Source organism: Octadecabacter temperatus (assembly GCF_001187845.1).
In the GTDB taxonomy this organism is placed as follows: domain Bacteria; phylum Pseudomonadota; class Alphaproteobacteria; order Rhodobacterales; family Rhodobacteraceae; genus Octadecabacter; species Octadecabacter temperatus.
Window position 1 is genome coordinate 1315356 of sequence record NZ_CP012160.1, and the last position, 15678, is coordinate 1331033.

Sequence of the window (15678 nt, forward strand, 5' to 3'; positions counted from 1 at the left end):
CACCTTCACATCACCCCTTTGTGATAATTAGGGCGTTGGAAATGTTTTGACAAATTAATTGAAGAAAAATGGTGTATTATGCACAAAGCCCGAACAATTAAGTTCGGGCTTTTGAATTGTATCAATATCAATGACGGTCAGTCGTCGGGCTTAGCTGCCCCAGTTACGTACAGCACCGCAATCAACGTGGATAAAGTTAGAACCGGAATAACGGCCAACACCGCCAGCGTTACAGCTGGCAGCAGCACGTGCCATTTGGTTCACGGAACGACCCTGCATGCGCAGATCGGACGCTTTACCCTGCAAGTGCAATGAATTGCGTGCAACACCGGACGAGTTCGCACGCAGCATCGCGTTCGTTTGTGGTGAACGGTAGCCGGAAATCAGTGTGTAGGGCTGGTCGTTGTCCAGAAGGTTCTGGGTTGCCGCAACAATATCGATCGTACGGGTGTCGATCTGATGTGTCTGGCCATTGCGCCAGTCGCGGAAGAAGCGATTCACTTCAGTCATCGCTTCGGAAATGTAGTTTCCTTCGATCCAGTAGATCGTGTCGATGCTTTCACCAGTGCGGCCAGAATACATTTTCAAGCGGCGGATATCACCACCACCGCGCAAAAAGCCTGCTGCGTTTGAATAAGTAGGGGCGGCCATAACCGCTGTCGCTGCAAAAGCGCCCAGCAATCCACGCCGAGAAATGCTCGAAGTTGTTTTCATTGTCATGTTAGCGCTGTCCCGTCGCTTACCTGTAAACCTGCTATTTTGCAGGCGATTGTGCATTCTTGTCCCCAGATGCTCGAACTCTATGCCACAAAATGATTCGTGGACCAAGCCCTTTGAGGGGTTAGAAATCGTATCAAGGGGGAAATAGGCGGTATTTTGCGCAGATTGTGTGCAATTTAGGATTTGTTGCATTTGTGCAAGAACAGTTCGCGGCAGTGCGGCGACAGATATAAACCAACTCGCGTAATAGCAGAAAAGTGAATAGACATAAGGTGCTCGCTGCCTGATTCACGGATCAAGACTATTAATCGACTCACAGTTCATGTGGGCCTGTACGTTCCTGGGGGGACAAAATGACGACCTTTAACCATTTGTTTTCGCGCAGTTTTGCGCTTCTGGCGTTTGTAATCGCCTTTGCTTTGTCCGCGCAAGACGCCGCGGCTCAGACAACGGCGTTTCGCCAAGCCGTTGCCGAGGGCGCATCGCAAGATGATGTTCTGGCTGAATTTTACCGTGCCCGCGAGTTTGAAGGTATCTGGACAGGTGCTACTGGCCGTGACCGGGCACGCCGCAACGCGCTGCTCGCAGTTTTTGCGAATGCCGGTGATCATGGCCTGCCAGCCGCACAGTATGACCCGAACGCATTGATGGCGCGCCTGCAGGCCGCCAACACGCCAGCTGAGAAAGGCGCAATGGAAGTCGAGATGTCGCGTCTGTTCCTTTCATACGCCCGCGACGTTCAAACAGGCATCCTAACACCAAGCCGCGTTGTTTCCGAAATTCGCCGCGAAATTCCGCTCCGTTCACGCCTTGGATACCTTCAGGGTTTTGTTGATTCCTCGCCTGCGTCCTACCTCGCGACATTGCCACCAAGCTCCCCAGAGTATGCGCGGCTGTTGCGTGAAAAGCTGAACCTTGAACGTCTGTTGTCCAACGGTGGTTGGGGCCCAACTGTCACTGGCGGCGGTCTTGCGCCGGGTGCATCTGGCGCTGGTGTTGTGGCGTTACGCGACCGTTTGGTCGTGATGGGCTATATGGAACGCTCAGCAACGCAGACATATGACGCGACGGTTCAAGCTGCCGTGCAGCGTTTTCAGCAAGCCCACGGGCTAACGGCTGACGGCGAAGCAGGGGCAGGGACACTGCGTGAATTGAACGTACCCGTCGCATCCCGCTTGCAGCAGATCATCGTTGCGATGGAACGCGAACGTTGGATGAACCGCCCCCGTGGTGAGCGCCACGTTTGGGTAAACCTCGTCGATTTCACGGCTGCGATCATGGATAACGACCGCGTAACCTACCAAACGCGCTCTGTTATTGGTGCGACGGCAAGCGACCGCCAAAGCCCTGAATTCTCAGACGTAATGGAATACATGGTCATCAACCCAAGCTGGTATGTGCCGCGTTCGATCATCGTGAACGAATACCTTCCAGCGTTGCAGCGTAACCGTAACGCTGTCAGCCACATTGAAATCACAGACAGCCGTGGTCGTGCGATCAACCGCAGCAACGTGAATTTCAGTCAGTTCAACGCCAGCACTTTCCCGTACTCCATGCGTCAACCTCCGAGCCGTGGCAACGCGCTTGGTCTGGTGAAGTTCATCTTCCCAAACCAGTACAACATTTACCTGCACGACACGCCGGCGAAGTCCTTGTTTGGCCGCGAAGTGCGTGCGTTTTCACATGGTTGCATTCGTTTGAATGACCCGTTTGATTTCGCATATGCGCTGCTTGCTGTTCAAGAATCCGACCCTGAAGCGTATTTCCAGTCGCAACTGCGCACCGGCCGTGAAGCACGTGTGAACCTTGATAATCCGGTTCCAGTGCATCTGGTTTACCGCACAGCGTTTACCCACACGACAGGTCAGCTGAACTTTCGCGGTGACGTTTACAACCGCGACAGCCGCATCTGGAGTGCCTTGGCAAACGAAGGGGTGGCTGTCCGCGCGATTGGCGGGTAAATCTGGTCCCGAATAGGGGACGCAGATGTCACAGACTTTGAAAGAACTCGCTGCGTCGCTTGGGGCTGAAACCCTTGGCGACGCTTCGCTTTTGGTGGACCGCTTGGCTGAGCCACTTGAGGCACGTGCAGGGGACCTTGCACTTGCGGTGGCCCCGAAATTTGCCGAACACCTGCAAAAGTCAGCAGCCCGCGCCGCCGTGGTCTGGCCGGGGGCGAACCTAAATGAGCTTGGGCTTGAGGGCGCAATCGTTGCGCCACGCGGACGCTTGGCGATGGCAGGGCTGACGCAACAGATGGATCGTGATCTGGCCTTTGATGGGCAGACAGGCGTCCATCCCAGCGCAGTGATCGACCCATCCGCTAAGATCGGCGAAGGCGCAGTCATCGGCCCGTTCGTTGTCATCGCTGCTGACGTTCAAATCGGGGCCAATGCGCGGATTGCATCCCATGTTAGCATCAGCCGCGAGGTTGAGATCGGCGCGAATGTTGTGCTGCATTCTGGAGTGCGCATCGGGCCCAATGTCATTATCGGGCACAGCTGTATCGTACAAATGGGCGCCGCTATCGGTGGGGATGGGTTCTCTTTCACGACTGAAACCCCATCAAACGTGGAGCGTGCTGTACGCGCGCGCGGTGAACCGCTCAAACCGATGGACGGCACATGGCACCGCATTCATTCACTGGGTGGCGTTGTGATCGGCGACAATGTTGAGGTTGGTGCCAATTCCACCATCGACGCCGGCACGATCCGCGCTACGCGTGTGTCAAACGGCTGCAAAATCGATAACCTTGTTCAAGTTGGCCACAATGTTGTTTTGGGTGAAGATTGCCTGCTATGCGCGCAGGCTGCGGTGGCAGGGTCCGCCATTCTTGGCGATCGCGTCATCCTTGGTGGTAAATCCGGTGTTGCGGACAACTTATCCATCGGTCGCGATGTGGTCGTCGGAGGCGGGGCGATCGTTTTAGGTAATGTCGCAGATGGCGTGTTTGTCTCGGGCCATCCGGCGCAACCAACCCATGAATACCGCGCCGGCCTTAAAGCCCTGAAGCGCCTGACCCAGCAATAAAGGTTCCAAAACCGCGCCCTTCGCTTTACATCAAGGGCAGGATGAGGACATGACGGGTACTTCTACATGAGCATTGCGCCGCAAGTAATTGAAATCATTGCACAGCAAGCCTTGCTTGAGCCAAGTGACGTGACTGAGGCTTCCACGCTGGAAGACCTTGGTATTGATAGCCTTGGTTTGGTCGAGAGTATTTTCGCAATTGAAGAAGCCTTTGATATCACGGTCCCGTTTAACGCCAATGACCCGTCTGAGGGTGATTTTGACATCTCAACAGTTGGCTCGATCATCAAAGCCGTGGATGCATTGGTGAAGGATCAAGCGTGAGACGCGTCGTCATCACCGGATCTGGCACAATCAATGCATTGGGCCATGATGTGCCAACCACGCTCGAGGCTATGCGCGAAGGGCGCTGTGGCATCGGCCCGCTAGATATACGTGATGTGGATCGTTTGGCTGTTAAAATCGGCGGTCAGGTGCGTGACTATGACGAACAAACCCATTTCAACCGTCAACAAATCAGCCTTTATGACCGCTTTACCCAGTTCACGCTTTTAGCGGCTAAACAGGCGATCGATGAGGCTGGGATTACGTTCTCAGGCGATCTTGCGGATCGATCTGGCGTCGTCCTTGGAACATCTGGTGGTGGGCTAAACACACAGGACGAAAACTACCGCGCCGTCTATGAAGAAGGCAAAAACCGCGTGCATCCGTTCATCGTACCAAAGCTGATGAACAATGCCGCCGCATCCCATGTGTCGATGCAATACAACCTGCGCGGCCCGTCTTTTACTTTGGCCACCGCCTGCGCCTCTAGCAACCACGCGATGGGCCAAGCCTTTATGATGATCCGCTCTGGCATGGCCGACGTGATGGTCACGGGCGGGTCTGAATCCATGCTGTGTTTTGGTGGCGTAAAAGCTTGGGAAGGCCTGCGTGTCATGTCAAAGGACGCGTGCCGCCCGTTTTCGGCCACCCGAAACGGTATGGTGCAGGGCGAGGGAGCGGGCGTGTTTGTGTTCGAAGACTACGATCATGCCGTCAAACGCGGCGCGACCATCCTCGCAGAAGTTGCTGGTTTTGCGATGTCCTCGGATGCCTCCGATATCGTCACACCGTCCAAACAGGGGGCTGCACGCGCCATTGCTGGCGCATTAAAGGACGCCAAGTTGAACCGCGAGGACGTGGGCTACGTGAATGCCCACGGAACAGGCACGGCCGCAAATGATAAAGCCGAATGCGCCGCCGTTGCAGATGTGTTTGGCGCGCACGCGGACAATTTGATGATGTCGAGTACCAAGTCCATGCACGGCCACCTGATTGGCGGAACCGGCGCGGTCGAACTTTTGGCCTGTGTCATGGCGCTGCGCGACGGCATCATCGCGCCCACCATTGGTTATGAAGAAGCCGACCCAGAATGCGCGCTGGACGTTGTTCCAAACGTGGCGCGCGAGGCGAAGGTCACCGCTGTTCTCTCCAACGCCTTTGCGTTTGGCGGCCTGAACGCCGTCATCGCACTTAGGTCTGCGTAAACGAAAAACGCCGCACCCATTACAGGCGCGACGCTTTGATTTCTTTGGCTCTTAAATACTCAAGTAGCGGTGCGTATTACTCAGCCGCTGCGTTGAACGCTGCTGTGAAACCAGCCAATGACATTGTGACGGTTACGTTTTGATCAGGCGCGGCAGCTGGTACCATTGTCAGCGTGGCTTCTGCACCACGGCGGAACAATGCAACGTCCTGCTCAGTCAGACCAAGACGCGTTACGCAACCACCAACGTTACAGAAATTGAACGGGAAGCGGCGGGCTTGGCCACCATCAACGCGCAATGTGATCTGTTCAGTCAGCAATGTTTCAAGCGGGGCAACGATCGTCGCACCAGCAACCGCTTGGCCAGATTCTGGTAGAACAACGATGGCGATTTCTGCCACAGCATTGCCGTCAGCATCGTTCAACAGTTGGTACATCTGGCAAGGGTCTTCGCCTTCTTCAGCCTTCAGGCAACGCAGAGCCCAATCACCGTGGACTTCTGAAAGATATTGCTGGCCCGGCTGCGGTTCTTGCAGTTCAGCGGCAACAGGATCACCGTTTTCATCAACTTCTTCGCCCATATTGAAAACGCTCTCAGGCTGTTCTTCAGTCGTTTCAGCAGGAGCTTCTGCGGGCGTCTCTTCGGTTGCTTCTTGCGCAAACGTTGGTGCGCCAAGTGTGCAAGCCAATGCCGCAGCCGTTAGCGTTTTTGAAATGTTAGAAGTGAAAAGGGTCATAAGTCCGTCCAATATGGTCTGTCGTTGCGCGAGGCTTAACATGGGTTGTGTGGCGTGTCAGGGCGAAAACAAGCATAGGCAGGCCTTTGCCGAAACGGTCTTTGCAAAATTCGTAGTGTAATTTGGGGCAGTGTAACAGTCGGTTATAAAATAGAAAAAGGACCCCGAAAGGTCCTTCTTCGTCTTCTCCCTATCGGACTTAGCCGATTTATTGCGCAGACGTTACGGAACAGTGGACTAACCGTCAACAGGCTATTCTTCTATAACTTAGAATTCTCTTTTTTGTTTGATTTGATAATATTACGCCATTTGAATCTAAAAAGGCCGCGCGTCAGTGAAAACTGAGCACGCGGCAAGTCCAACAAGGAGGAAGTTAACAACGCCGCAGGAGGACATGAGCGGCGCTGATACGAATATACTGGCCCATAAAGGTTAAGGATGTATTTTGGCGCAAACGGAAATGCGACCAAGTTGAAGTGTGGTCGATGGAAATAGGGAACAGGCAATGAGCGACGGAATTTTCTTAGGTGGCGGTGGCAACGACTACGGCGAGGCGCAGGACCTGTTGTTAAAGTATGCAAACCGCCACGGGCTTATCGCTGGTGCGACAGGGACAGGTAAGACCGTCACGTTGCAGATCCTTGCAGAAGGGTTTTCCGCGATTGGTGTTCCGGTCTTCTTGTCTGACGTGAAAGGAGACCTTTCTGGCTTGGCAAAATCCGGCAGCGCGGATTTCAAACTTCATGAACCGTTCATGAAACGCGCGGATACCATTGGCCTTGATCTTCAATACGACAAATTCCCTGTCACGTTCTGGGACCTTCTGGGCGAGCAGGGCCACCCGATCCGCACCACGGTTGCCGAAATGGGTCCGTTGTTGTTGTCCACGCTGATGGGACTGACCGAAGCGCAAGAAGGCGTGCTGAACGTGGCGTTCCGTGTGTCCGATGAAGAAGGCCTGCCGCTGCTTGATCTCGAAGACCTGCAGGCGTTGCTTGTTTGGGTTGGTCAGAACTCAAAGGAATTGTCCTTGCGCTACGGCAACGTGGCGACGTCTTCGGTTGGCGCGATCCAGCGTCAGTTGCTTGTGTTGGAAAACCAAGGCGGTGCAGGGCTGTTTGGTGAACCCGCGCTTGATCTGCGCGACATCATGGCAACCGAGGATGACGGGCGCGGACGTATCAATATACTAGCCTCTGACAAGCTCATGGCGTCGCCAAAACTTTATGCAACCTTCCTTCTATGGCTGCTGTCTGAGCTGTTTGAAGAGCTGCCAGAAGTCGGGAACCCTGACAAACCCAAGCTCGTCTTCTTCTTTGACGAGGCGCACCTGCTGTTTGACGACGCGCCCAAAGCACTGGTCGATAAGGTTGAACAGGTCGCGCGTTTGATCCGTTCTAAAGGGGTTGGCGTGTATTTCATCACGCAGAACCCAGCGGACGTTCCGGAAGATATCCTTGGCCAACTTGGTAACCGTGTGCAGCACGCATTGCGCGCGTTTACGGCCAACGACCAAAAGGAATTGAAACAGGCGGCGGATACGTACCGTCCGAACCCTGCGTTTGATACGGCTGAAGCGATCCGTGAAGTCGGGACGGGTGAAGCGGTGACATCCATGCTGATCGAGAAAGGCATTCCTGGAATTGTTGAGCGCACGCTGATCCGCCCACCATCATCCCAGCTTGGCCCAATCACAAAAGCCGAGCGTGCCGAAGTAATGGCTGCATCCCCGATGTCAGGCAAATACGACGAACGCCTAGATCGAAATTCCGCCGCTGAAATGCTGGCGAAACGCGCAGGCGAAGCGGCAGAGGCGGCTGAAAAGGCTGAGGATGCCGAAGAAAAGCTTGAGGCGGAGGAGCGCGAGCACAAGCAAGGGCGTCGTTACACAGGTAGTGATGGAGAACGTTCAACCAGCCGCAGGTCTTCCAAGTCCGAAGGCTGGGGTGGTGCGATCGCGACCGTCGTTGCCAAGGAGTTGAAAGGCACCACTGGTCGGCGCATCGTGCGCGGCATTTTGGGTGGCTTGTTCAAAGGCCGCTAACGAAGCGCAGGGCCTTTGTCGGCCCTGCGAACGCTTGGTGTCTAGCTACAGCATCCGCTTGTGCAGGTGGATGCTGGCTTCAAATCCGCATCAATCAAGGGCAGGGCGCCCGTCAGTGCCAAAGGCGTAATCTTTAACGCGTCGGCTAAACTGACCAGTACTGCGTCGGGCAATTCAGCCCCTTTGGTTTCCATTTTTGCAAGTTGGCGTTCTGTCAGTCCAGACAACTTCGCCAGCTTCGGATGCCCAATCTTACGCGCTTTACGCACTGATTTCAGGCGGTCAGCGAGGATTGTTTCTGTTGTCATGGTCTTTGGTCCAATTCGGTCTTTGTGCGTTCAGTTGCTATAGCTTGGAAATCTTCAGCTCGGAAATGCGATTTTCATCTTTTGCGATGACCTCAAAGCGGAACCCATGAAAGCTAAACACTTGGCCGACCGTAGGGATCATCTGCGCCTCATGGATCACCAGTCCAGCAACGGTATTGGCTTCGTCATCTGGCAGGTTCCAATCCGTCGCGCGGTTTACGTCGCGGATCGTCATGGTGCCTTCAACGATGTAACTGCCGTCTTCCTCTTCGGTGACTTCGTTCTCTTCATCTGTGTCGAATTCATCGGTGATTTCACCGACAATTTCTTCAAGAATGTCTTCGAGCGTAATCAAACCCTGAAGCGTGCCGTATTCATCCACGACCAGTGCGAAATGCGCACGGCGTGCTAAGAATTGGCGCATCTGGTCATCCAGCGTCGTGGTTTCGGGCACGAAGTAGGGCGTCATGGCCACGGCCATAATATCGAAATCCGCCATTTCCTGCGGTTCAATCCGCCCGTCACCCAGCATCTTATGAAGTGCGCGCAACAAGTCTTTGGCATGAAGTGTGCCGATGATGTTTTCAGGATCGTCACGATAAAGGGGCAAACGCGTGTGGTTACTTTCCAAACAAAGGCGCAGGATTTCAGGGACGGGCAGGGCCGCGTCGATCATCTCAATCTCTTTACGGTGAAGCATGATTTCTTCCACCATCCGCTCACTCAGATCAAGCGCGCCCAAAATACGGTCGCGGTCTTCTTTTTCAACGACGCCTTCGGAATGGCCGAGCTGAAGCGCGCCGGCGATTTCTTCACGCACGGCAAGGATGTTGCTGTCAGGGTCAGTCTGAACACCGAAAATACGCAGCACACCACGCACCAGCCAACGCACGGCTGTCACGAATGGTGCAAAGATTGTCACGACAATCGAAATTGGCCGTGCCGAGATGCTGGCTGCGCGTTCTGGATTGGTGATGGCATAGGTTTTGGGCAGCACTTCTGCGAAGATCAGAACCAGCACGGTCATGACTGCCGTGGCGATCACGACACCGTTTTCACCAAAAGCGCGCAAAAACATGGTCGTCGCCAGCGACGTCGCCAGGATGTTGACCAAGTTATTACCCAACAGCACTGAGCCGATCAGTTTTTCACGGTCCTCAGTTACCTCAAACGCTTTTTCAGCACCCTTATCCCCTTTGTCAGCGTTGCTGCGCAGCTTACCGCGCGACGCAGCCGTCAGAGCGGTTTCAGAGCCGGAAAAGAAACCGGAAAGCACAAGAAGAAACAGGATCGCACCGGCGGTGGTCCAGAAGGCAGCATCAAGCATGGGGGGTCACTTTTGTCATTTGCCCTTTGTATGTAGGGGCTTGCGGGCGTTTTCAAGTACCACTCAATCGTCTTTCGCAAGTGGGTGATGATCCAGCACCAGTTCTTTCAAGCGTTCATCAAGCACATGGGTGTAGATTTCAGTGGTCGCCACGTCTGCATGGCCCAGCAACGTCTGGATAGACCGCAGGTCCGCACCGCCCGCCAAAAGGTGGGTCGCAAAGGCATGGCGCAGCGTGTGGGGCGTGACTTTTGCAGGGGAAACACCACCCGCAACGGCAAGGTCTTTGATGAGGTTAAAGAAGCTCTGCCGTGTCAGATGGCCAAGCTTTCCTCGGGATGGAAAAAGGAACTTGCTGCGCGGAGTGCCATCTTTGAATGCGGAATCTTCGGCCTCGTCGCGGGTTTTTAACCAGACAGCTGTGGCAGCGCGGGCAGGGGGCGACAGCGGAACCATGCGTTCTTTGTCGCCCTTACCACGCACCAACAACATACGCGGATCACCGCGTGCTGCGGATACGGGCAGTGACACCAATTCAGTAACGCGCATGCCCGTGGCGTATAACAGTTCCATCAGGCAGGTCGTGCGCAACGGGTCTTTCTTGGCGCCGCGGGCAGCCTGCAAAAGCGCGTCGACTTCTTCATGGCTTAGGGTCTTGGGGAGGCGCTTGTCGCGTCCGGGGCCGGAAATCTGGATCGCTGGATTGTCCTCGCGCCAGCCTTCTTCAAACGCAAAGCGGAACAACTGTTTGGCGGCGGACAAACGCCGCGCCCGTGTGGATTTGGCAAGGCCTTGGCTGTCACACCAGATCAAATATTTCTCAACATGGTCTTGCGTGACCTTTGAGAAATGCGTGCCGTTCAGCCAATCGGAAAAGTCAGCAAGGTCGCGTGCGTAAGCCAATTGAGTATTCGTCGCCGCGTCCAATTCAGCGGCCTGTGCTTCTAGAAAGGCTTGTATCCAATTGGCGTTGGGTCGATCTGACGCGCTCATTCTAGCAGCAGATATTGCAGTGCCGTGCGGCGTGCGACGTCTTCTAGGCCAAGGGCGCGTAGTGTTGCGAAACCTTCTTTAAACGCGACCTGATCACCGTCGATGCCTTGTTGCAATGTTGCGATGCTACGCAAGATCGCTTCACCGGTGCGACCGTTTGCAGCCATCTCAACAAGTGTTGCATCTGGATCAGCAGCAAACGCATCTCGGACCAAAGGATACTGCCCGCGGCCAGCATGGGCTTGGGACGGATCGCCCCGTGCGACTGCCGCAAGGAATGGATCGGTTTGTGCAAAGGCATCAATCAATGCGGCGTCTTCGTAGTGATCGGAGAGGAGCAGAAGTTTGAACATCACCGCGTCAGAACGGCGATCAGCAAGTGTTGATGTCATAAGGTCAGGTGCAAAATGCCGTGCGAGGGGCACCGTCACGCCAACAGCTTGGGTTTCATCCCAAAGGTTGTTGAGGACGAAAAGCATGTCGTCGCCATTCCCGTCAACAAGGGCTGCTCTTACACGTGAAACAGCTTTCGCACGTTCCCAAACCCCGCCAGACGCAGCTGCGACGCGGGCGGTATATAGGCCAATCAACGCGTTGTCAGAAATTGCACCCGCGCGGGCAAGGCGTTCAGCGGCCTCAAGCTGGCCTTTCCAGCCAACATTTGCCCGCAAATCCGCATGTGCAAAGGCACGCGGCAGTCCGACAGTTGTAAGGGATGACCCGATGGCTTCAAACATGCGAAACGTCAGTGGTGTTACGCGTGTTGGCGCATCAAGTTCAGGTTCGCCTTCATAAAGGTCGGGATCAAGGAAGCGTGCAAGCAACGCACCAGTTGGTGCATCAATATCACCAAGCGCCAGTCCGGTGTTCAACGTCAGCGCAGCCGCAGACCAGTCGCCTGAACGGGCCAAGCAGAATATCCGTGCAGACGGGGTTGGTGCGATATCGGGCTGGTCGCGCAATGCACGACACACGCCGTCTTCGGTGCCTGTAAGAAGTGACACATCAAACCAACGGCGCAATAGTTCTGGCGTATCTGCGCCGGCGCTTTCGAGCATCGCCTGCGCGGGTTCCAGCGCACCAAATTCCAACAGTTTATCTATGCGGGCGGTAAAGAACGCGCCAGGTGTGGCGGCCTCTATCGGGGGATTGGCCTGCGCCAAGGTCAGTGTCTTCAGCAAATCTTGAATCGCGGGCAGGGTGTCGATCTGTTCGGCCTGCAACAACGCGATCAATGTGGTGACGTCGCTTTGCCCCCAAAGATCAGCGGGCAAGCCTGTGGCACTTGGCGGTAAAAGGCCAAGAACGCGTGGGGCAGGGCCACCAAGGGTTTGCACGGAAACATTCGGTGTGGATGCAGAATCAGCGACAGGCGCTTCATTCGCATCCGGTGTGCGGGTTGCTTGCGTTCCAAGAACGGGGGCCGCGGCGAGGACTTCGGGTTGCTCAACGCTTTCTGACAGCCAATCGATGGCGGACAAAGGCGCGTCTTCACTGGTTTGGGCCCAAACAGGCGCCGCGCACGACATTAACACACACACAATTGTCGAACGCGAAATCATCAGCCACCACCCAACGTTACTGGTACAACCACTTCTTCAACGGGCGCCGCGAAATCAGCTGGCATGAAGATCGGTCCTAAATAGGCAAACGCAATAAACGCGATTGCCGCTAAAACGACCAGCACGAATAAGAATTTGATCAACCGCCACATATGAATTTCGCTCCGCCTGTTTTCAATTCTACCCGATGGTTCGATTTCACGAACCAATTGCGCAGCCTCAGTTGCTGCTTTGCCCTAGGTTATATATGTCCTTTTTAGCAAGATCACGCCACTGGTTCGTTAATTTTTTCAAACCGGCGGCGCACAGCCGATTTTGATTGGCATATTGTTGTTTAAAAGGGGGCAACGGGCGCGATGAACGACCAAGACGGCATGCAAACGCCACAACCGGAGCAAATTTTGCGCCGCACTGTGGTGCTTGTTGGCATGATGGGGTCGGGAAAAACCGCGATCGGGCGCGAATTGGCCTATCGCTTGAATGTGCCCTATGTCGATTCTGATGCCGAGATCGAAGCGGCGGCAAACGCAACAATTTCCGAGATTTTTGAACGCTCAGGTGAGCCGTTCTTTCGTGATCGCGAAGCAGAAGTAATCGCACGCCTGTTGCAATCGGAACCCTGCATTCTCTCCACGGGCGGCGGTGCCTACCTTGCAGAGCGCAACCGCGCTGCGATTTCCGAACAGGGTGTTGCTGTTTGGCTTGATGCTGAGCTTGAATTGTTGTGGGAACGCGTGCGCCACAAGGATACGCGGCCACTGTTGCGAACAGCGGACCCAAAGAAAACGCTGAGCGAAATCTTTGAGCAGCGTGCACCTGTGTACGCTTTGGCCGACATGCGCGCCGAGGCGAAAGCGGAATTTTCTATTTATGAAATGACGGATGAGGTGTTGCAGGTTCTTGCCGCGCGCCCCGACGTTCTGGAGACCAAGAATGATTGAGACCGTCCACGTAGACCTTCCGGGCCGTGAATATGATGTGGTGATCGGGCCAGGATTGCTGGCAGACGCGGGCGCACGTATCGCGCCGTTCCTACGTCGCCCACGCGTTGTCATTGTGACGGAAGAAAACGTTGCGGCCTTGCATTTGACGGGTCTTCAGTCGGGCCTTGAAGCGTCCGGTATTTCGTCAGAAGCGCTCGTGTTGCCTGCAGGCGAAGGCACCAAAAGCTGGCCTTTCCTTGAGCAAACCGTTGAATGGCTACTGGCCCAAAAGGTAGAGCGTGGCGATATCGTCGTGGCGTTTGGTGGCGGCGTGATTGGGGATTTGGTCGGCTTTGCCGCCGCCGTTTTACGTCGCGGTGTGCGGTTCGTGCAGATGCCGACGTCACTATTGGCGCAGGTCGACAGTTCCGTTGGGGGCAAGACGGGTATTAACTCGCCTGCGGGTAAAAACCTAATCGGTGCGTTTCATCAACCCTCATTGGTGCTGGCGGATACTGAATTGCTTGGGACCCTCACGCCGCGTGATCTCCTTTCTGGTTACGGCGAGGTCGTGAAATACGGTCTGTTGGGGGATGCAGAATTCTTTGACTGGTTAGAGGCGCAGGGTCCGGCGTTGGCGGCGGGCGACATGGATGCACGCGTTCGGGCGGTCAAACGATCCGTCGAAATGAAAGCCCGCATCGTTGAACGCGATGAGACAGAGCAGGGGGACCGCGCCCTTTTGAACCTTGGCCACACGTTCTGTCACGCGCTTGAGGCGGCCACTGGTTACAGCGACCGTTTGTTGCACGGTGAAGGCGTGGCGATTGGTTGCGCGATGGCGTTTGAAGTGTCCGCACGGATGGGGCTGTGTTCGCAAGAAAGCCCAAGCCGCGTGCGCGAACACCTTAAAGCGATGGGTATGAAGACTGATCTGGCCGATATTGATGGCGATTTGCCGGATGCCGAAGGCCTACTGTCTTTAATGGGACAGGATAAAAAGGTCGTTGATGGCCAGCTACGTTTCATTCTGGCCCGCGCGATTGGCGATGCCTTTGTCACAGGCGATGTTCCTGCGGATGTCGTGTTGTCCGTGCTGAACGACGGTCTGGCCGCCCGCTAAAAGAAAACCCGCGATAGCATGTGCCACGCGGGTTTCTGAATTTTGGAGTTTGGCCGCGCCTTAGAACGGGATTTCATCGTCCATATCGCCGCCACCGCCGCTGGAACCACCTTGGTCGCCGCCGCCGTACCCGCCACCTTGGTCATTGCCGCCGTAGCCACCGCCACCGCCGCCACCATAGCCGCCGCCTTGGTCGCCACCACCGTAACCGCCACCGTTGCCGCCGTCACCACGGCCGCCGATCATGGTCATCACGCCGTCAAAGCCCTGTAATACGATCTCTGTCGTGTACATGTCTTTGCCGGATTGGTCTTGCCACTTGCGGGTCTGCAGTTTGCCTTCGATGTAAACTGTTGAGCCTTTTTTCAGGTATTGCTCCGCGACGCGGACCAGCCCCTCTTGGAAAATGGCGACGCGGTGCCATTCTGTCTTTTCGCGGCGCTCGCCTGTGTTCTTGTCTTTCCAAGTTTCAGACGTTGCGATGTTTAGGTTACAAACCTTGCCGCCATTCTGGAAGCTGCGCACTTCGGGGTCACGCCCCAAATTACCGATGATCATGACTTTGTTAAGTGAACCGGCCATTACAGCGTCTCCTTGCTCGAATCTATTAAGAGTTGATGACTGTTACATCACCTGAAAGTGGTTAATGGAAGCCTAGGATGGGCTGTACACCGCCTAAATGTACCATAAAGTGTGGAAACCAACCCGTGGGTGGGCTATATGTGCGGAAACTTGGGGACGAAATATGCGAGTAATTGGTTTTTTGGCGGCGTTCGCCACAGCGGTATCAGCGGTGCCTGTCACTGCCGATAGCCTGTCGACGCGCAACCGTACGACGCTCTTTAGTTCTCAATTGGATGTTTTGGATGGCCGCGCGTCGTCGCAATATGCAAATTCCGTACGCCTACAGCCGCCACGCGTTGTGGTTCCAACCGCGACGAACACGGGCCCGCAATACAACGGCAACTACCGTGGCCAGTTCTTGGACATGGCCAAGGCAGCAGCGCGACGTAACCAAGTGCCTGAGGATTTGTTCCTGCGTTTGGTGCAACAGGAAAGCGCGTTCAATCCCAATGCTGTGTCCCATGCTGGAGCGATTGGGCTCGCGCAGCTTATGCCAGGAACGGCGCAGTATCTGCGCGTAAACCCTCGTGATCCTTATCAAAATCTTGATGGCGGCGCGCGATATCTGCGTGAACAGTATGACACTTTCGGGTCATGGCGTTTGGCACTCGCGGCCTATAATGCGGGACCGGGTGCAGTGCAGCAGCACGGTGGTGTGCCGCCGTACCGCGAAACGCGCAACTATGTTCGGGTTATTTGGGGAAGCTAACTAGTTACCTCTAAATGAAAAAGGCGCTGCATGAATTGCGGCGCCTTTTT

16 protein-coding genes are annotated in these 15678 nt (G+C 55.2%); 8 read left to right on the forward strand and 8 right to left on the reverse strand.

Annotation, left to right across the window (positions count from 1 at the left end; all coding sequences use genetic code 11):
- Positions 1-150 precede the first annotated feature (150 nt).
- Positions 151-720 (reverse strand): peptidoglycan L,D-endopeptidase MepK, encoded by a 570-nt coding sequence (mepK, locus tag OSB_RS06700; RefSeq protein WP_049834257.1) that lies wholly within the window; start codon positions 718-720, stop codon positions 151-153.
- Positions 721-1073: 353 nt separating this feature from the next.
- On the opposite strand from mepK, the gene OSB_RS06705 reads away from it, so the two are divergent.
- The 4 genes from OSB_RS06705 (at position 1074) to OSB_RS06720 (ending at position 5279) form a co-directional block, all read left to right on the forward strand.
- Positions 1074-2681, forward strand: coding sequence for a L,D-transpeptidase family protein (locus tag OSB_RS06705; protein WP_082166428.1), 1608 nt, complete (start codon positions 1074-1076; stop codon positions 2679-2681).
- Between the two features lie 25 nt (positions 2682-2706).
- On the forward strand, positions 2707-3750 hold the full coding sequence (gene lpxD, locus OSB_RS06710) for a UDP-3-O-(3-hydroxymyristoyl)glucosamine N-acyltransferase (RefSeq protein WP_049834258.1): 1044 nt from the start codon (positions 2707-2709) through the stop codon (positions 3748-3750).
- A 66-nt stretch (positions 3751-3816) separates the two neighbouring features.
- On the forward strand, positions 3817-4074 hold the full coding sequence (locus tag OSB_RS06715) for an acyl carrier protein (protein WP_049834259.1): 258 nt from the start codon (positions 3817-3819) through the stop codon (positions 4072-4074).
- Complete coding sequence (locus OSB_RS06720) at positions 4071-5279, forward strand: beta-ketoacyl-[acyl-carrier-protein] synthase family protein (RefSeq protein ID WP_049834260.1); 1209 nt, start codon at positions 4071-4073, stop codon at positions 5277-5279. The genes OSB_RS06715 and OSB_RS06720 overlap by 4 nt, the downstream gene beginning before the upstream one ends.
- Before the next feature lie 76 nt (positions 5280-5355).
- Here OSB_RS06720 and OSB_RS06725 read toward each other — a convergent pair whose 3' ends face one another.
- Complete coding sequence (locus OSB_RS06725) at positions 5356-6015, reverse strand: invasion associated locus B family protein (protein ID WP_049834261.1); 660 nt, start codon at positions 6013-6015, stop codon at positions 5356-5358.
- A gap of 505 nt (positions 6016-6520) precedes the next feature.
- Between OSB_RS06725 and OSB_RS06730 the strand changes: the two genes are divergently transcribed.
- Complete coding sequence (locus tag OSB_RS06730; RefSeq protein WP_049834262.1) at positions 6521-8059, forward strand: helicase HerA-like domain-containing protein; 1539 nt, start codon at positions 6521-6523, stop codon at positions 8057-8059.
- A gap of 41 nt (positions 8060-8100) precedes the next feature.
- Here the strand turns inward: OSB_RS06730 and OSB_RS06735 are convergent, their stop codons facing one another.
- The 5 genes from OSB_RS06735 to OSB_RS16770 form a co-directional block, all read right to left on the reverse strand.
- On the reverse strand, positions 8101-8367 hold the full coding sequence (locus tag OSB_RS06735; RefSeq protein WP_049834263.1) for a helix-turn-helix domain-containing protein: 267 nt from the start codon (positions 8365-8367) through the stop codon (positions 8101-8103).
- Positions 8368-8404: 37 nt separating this feature from the next.
- Positions 8405-9694: an HlyC/CorC family transporter gene (locus OSB_RS06740; RefSeq protein WP_049834264.1), complete on the reverse strand. Its 1290-nt coding sequence runs from the start codon at positions 9692-9694 to the stop codon at positions 8405-8407.
- Between the two features lie 63 nt (positions 9695-9757).
- Positions 9758-10687 carry a site-specific tyrosine recombinase XerD gene (locus tag OSB_RS06745; RefSeq protein WP_049834265.1) on the reverse strand — a complete coding sequence of 310 codons (930 nt, stop codon included), beginning with the start codon at positions 10685-10687 and terminating at the stop codon, positions 9758-9760.
- Positions 10684-12249 (reverse strand): hypothetical protein, encoded by a 1566-nt coding sequence (locus OSB_RS06750; RefSeq protein ID WP_049834266.1) that lies wholly within the window; start codon positions 12247-12249, stop codon positions 10684-10686. The genes OSB_RS06745 and OSB_RS06750 overlap by 4 nt, the downstream gene beginning before the upstream one ends.
- Positions 12249-12401: a hypothetical protein gene (locus OSB_RS16770; RefSeq protein ID WP_169750362.1), complete on the reverse strand. Its 153-nt coding sequence runs from the start codon at positions 12399-12401 to the stop codon at positions 12249-12251. The genes OSB_RS06750 and OSB_RS16770 overlap by 1 nt, the downstream gene beginning before the upstream one ends.
- Positions 12402-12605: 204 nt before the next feature.
- Here OSB_RS16770 and OSB_RS06755 point away from each other — a divergent pair, with 204 nt between their 5' ends.
- Both OSB_RS06755 and aroB read left to right on the forward strand, forming a co-directional pair.
- Complete coding sequence (locus OSB_RS06755) at positions 12606-13190, forward strand: shikimate kinase (protein ID WP_049834267.1); 585 nt, start codon at positions 12606-12608, stop codon at positions 13188-13190.
- A complete protein-coding gene (gene aroB, locus OSB_RS06760) occupies positions 13183-14295 on the forward strand; it encodes a 3-dehydroquinate synthase (RefSeq protein WP_049834268.1) in 1113 nt (370 codons plus the stop codon). Before OSB_RS06755 ends, aroB begins: the two co-directional genes overlap by 8 nt.
- 60 nt (positions 14296-14355) lie before the next feature.
- Here aroB and ssb read toward each other — a convergent pair whose 3' ends face one another.
- On the reverse strand, positions 14356-14877 hold the full coding sequence (ssb, locus tag OSB_RS06765; protein WP_049834269.1) for a single-stranded DNA-binding protein: 522 nt from the start codon (positions 14875-14877) through the stop codon (positions 14356-14358).
- Positions 14878-15040: 163 nt separating this feature from the next.
- On the opposite strand from ssb, the gene OSB_RS06770 reads away from it, so the two are divergent.
- Positions 15041-15628 carry a lytic transglycosylase domain-containing protein gene (locus OSB_RS06770; protein WP_049834270.1) on the forward strand — a complete coding sequence of 196 codons (588 nt, stop codon included), beginning with the start codon at positions 15041-15043 and terminating at the stop codon, positions 15626-15628.
- Positions 15629-15678: the final 50 nt, after the last annotated feature.

Bases quoted from the DNA above. Each gene is read 5' to 3' on its own strand.
- mepK (WP_049834257.1), bottom strand. From the start codon at position 720: ATGACAATGAAAACAACTTCGAGCATTTCTCGGCGTGGATTGCTGGGC.
- OSB_RS06705 (WP_082166428.1), top strand. From the start codon at position 1,074: ATGACGACCTTTAACCATTTGTTTTCGCGCAGTTTTGCGCTTCTGGCG.
- lpxD (WP_049834258.1), top strand. From the start codon at position 2,707: ATGTCACAGACTTTGAAAGAACTCGCTGCGTCGCTTGGGGCTGAAACC.
- OSB_RS06715 (WP_049834259.1), top strand. From the start codon at position 3,817: ATGAGCATTGCGCCGCAAGTAATTGAAATCATTGCACAGCAAGCCTTG.
- OSB_RS06725 (WP_049834261.1), bottom strand. From the start codon at position 6,015: ATGACCCTTTTCACTTCTAACATTTCAAAAACGCTAACGGCTGCGGCA.
- OSB_RS06730 (WP_049834262.1), top strand. From the start codon at position 6,521: ATGAGCGACGGAATTTTCTTAGGTGGCGGTGGCAACGACTACGGCGAG.
- OSB_RS06735 (WP_049834263.1), bottom strand. From the start codon at position 8,367: ATGACAACAGAAACAATCCTCGCTGACCGCCTGAAATCAGTGCGTAAA.
- OSB_RS06740 (WP_049834264.1), bottom strand. From the start codon at position 9,694: ATGCTTGATGCTGCCTTCTGGACCACCGCCGGTGCGATCCTGTTTCTT.
- OSB_RS06745 (WP_049834265.1), bottom strand. From the start codon at position 10,687: ATGAGCGCGTCAGATCGACCCAACGCCAATTGGATACAAGCCTTTCTA.
- OSB_RS06750 (WP_049834266.1), bottom strand. From the start codon at position 12,249: ATGATTTCGCGTTCGACAATTGTGTGTGTGTTAATGTCGTGCGCGGCG.
- OSB_RS16770 (WP_169750362.1), bottom strand. From the start codon at position 12,401: ATGTGGCGGTTGATCAAATTCTTATTCGTGCTGGTCGTTTTAGCGGCA.
- OSB_RS06755 (WP_049834267.1), top strand. From the start codon at position 12,606: ATGAACGACCAAGACGGCATGCAAACGCCACAACCGGAGCAAATTTTG.
- aroB (WP_049834268.1), top strand. From the start codon at position 13,183: ATGATTGAGACCGTCCACGTAGACCTTCCGGGCCGTGAATATGATGTG.
- ssb (WP_049834269.1), bottom strand. From the start codon at position 14,877: ATGGCCGGTTCACTTAACAAAGTCATGATCATCGGTAATTTGGGGCGT.
- OSB_RS06770 (WP_049834270.1), top strand. From the start codon at position 15,041: ATGCGAGTAATTGGTTTTTTGGCGGCGTTCGCCACAGCGGTATCAGCG.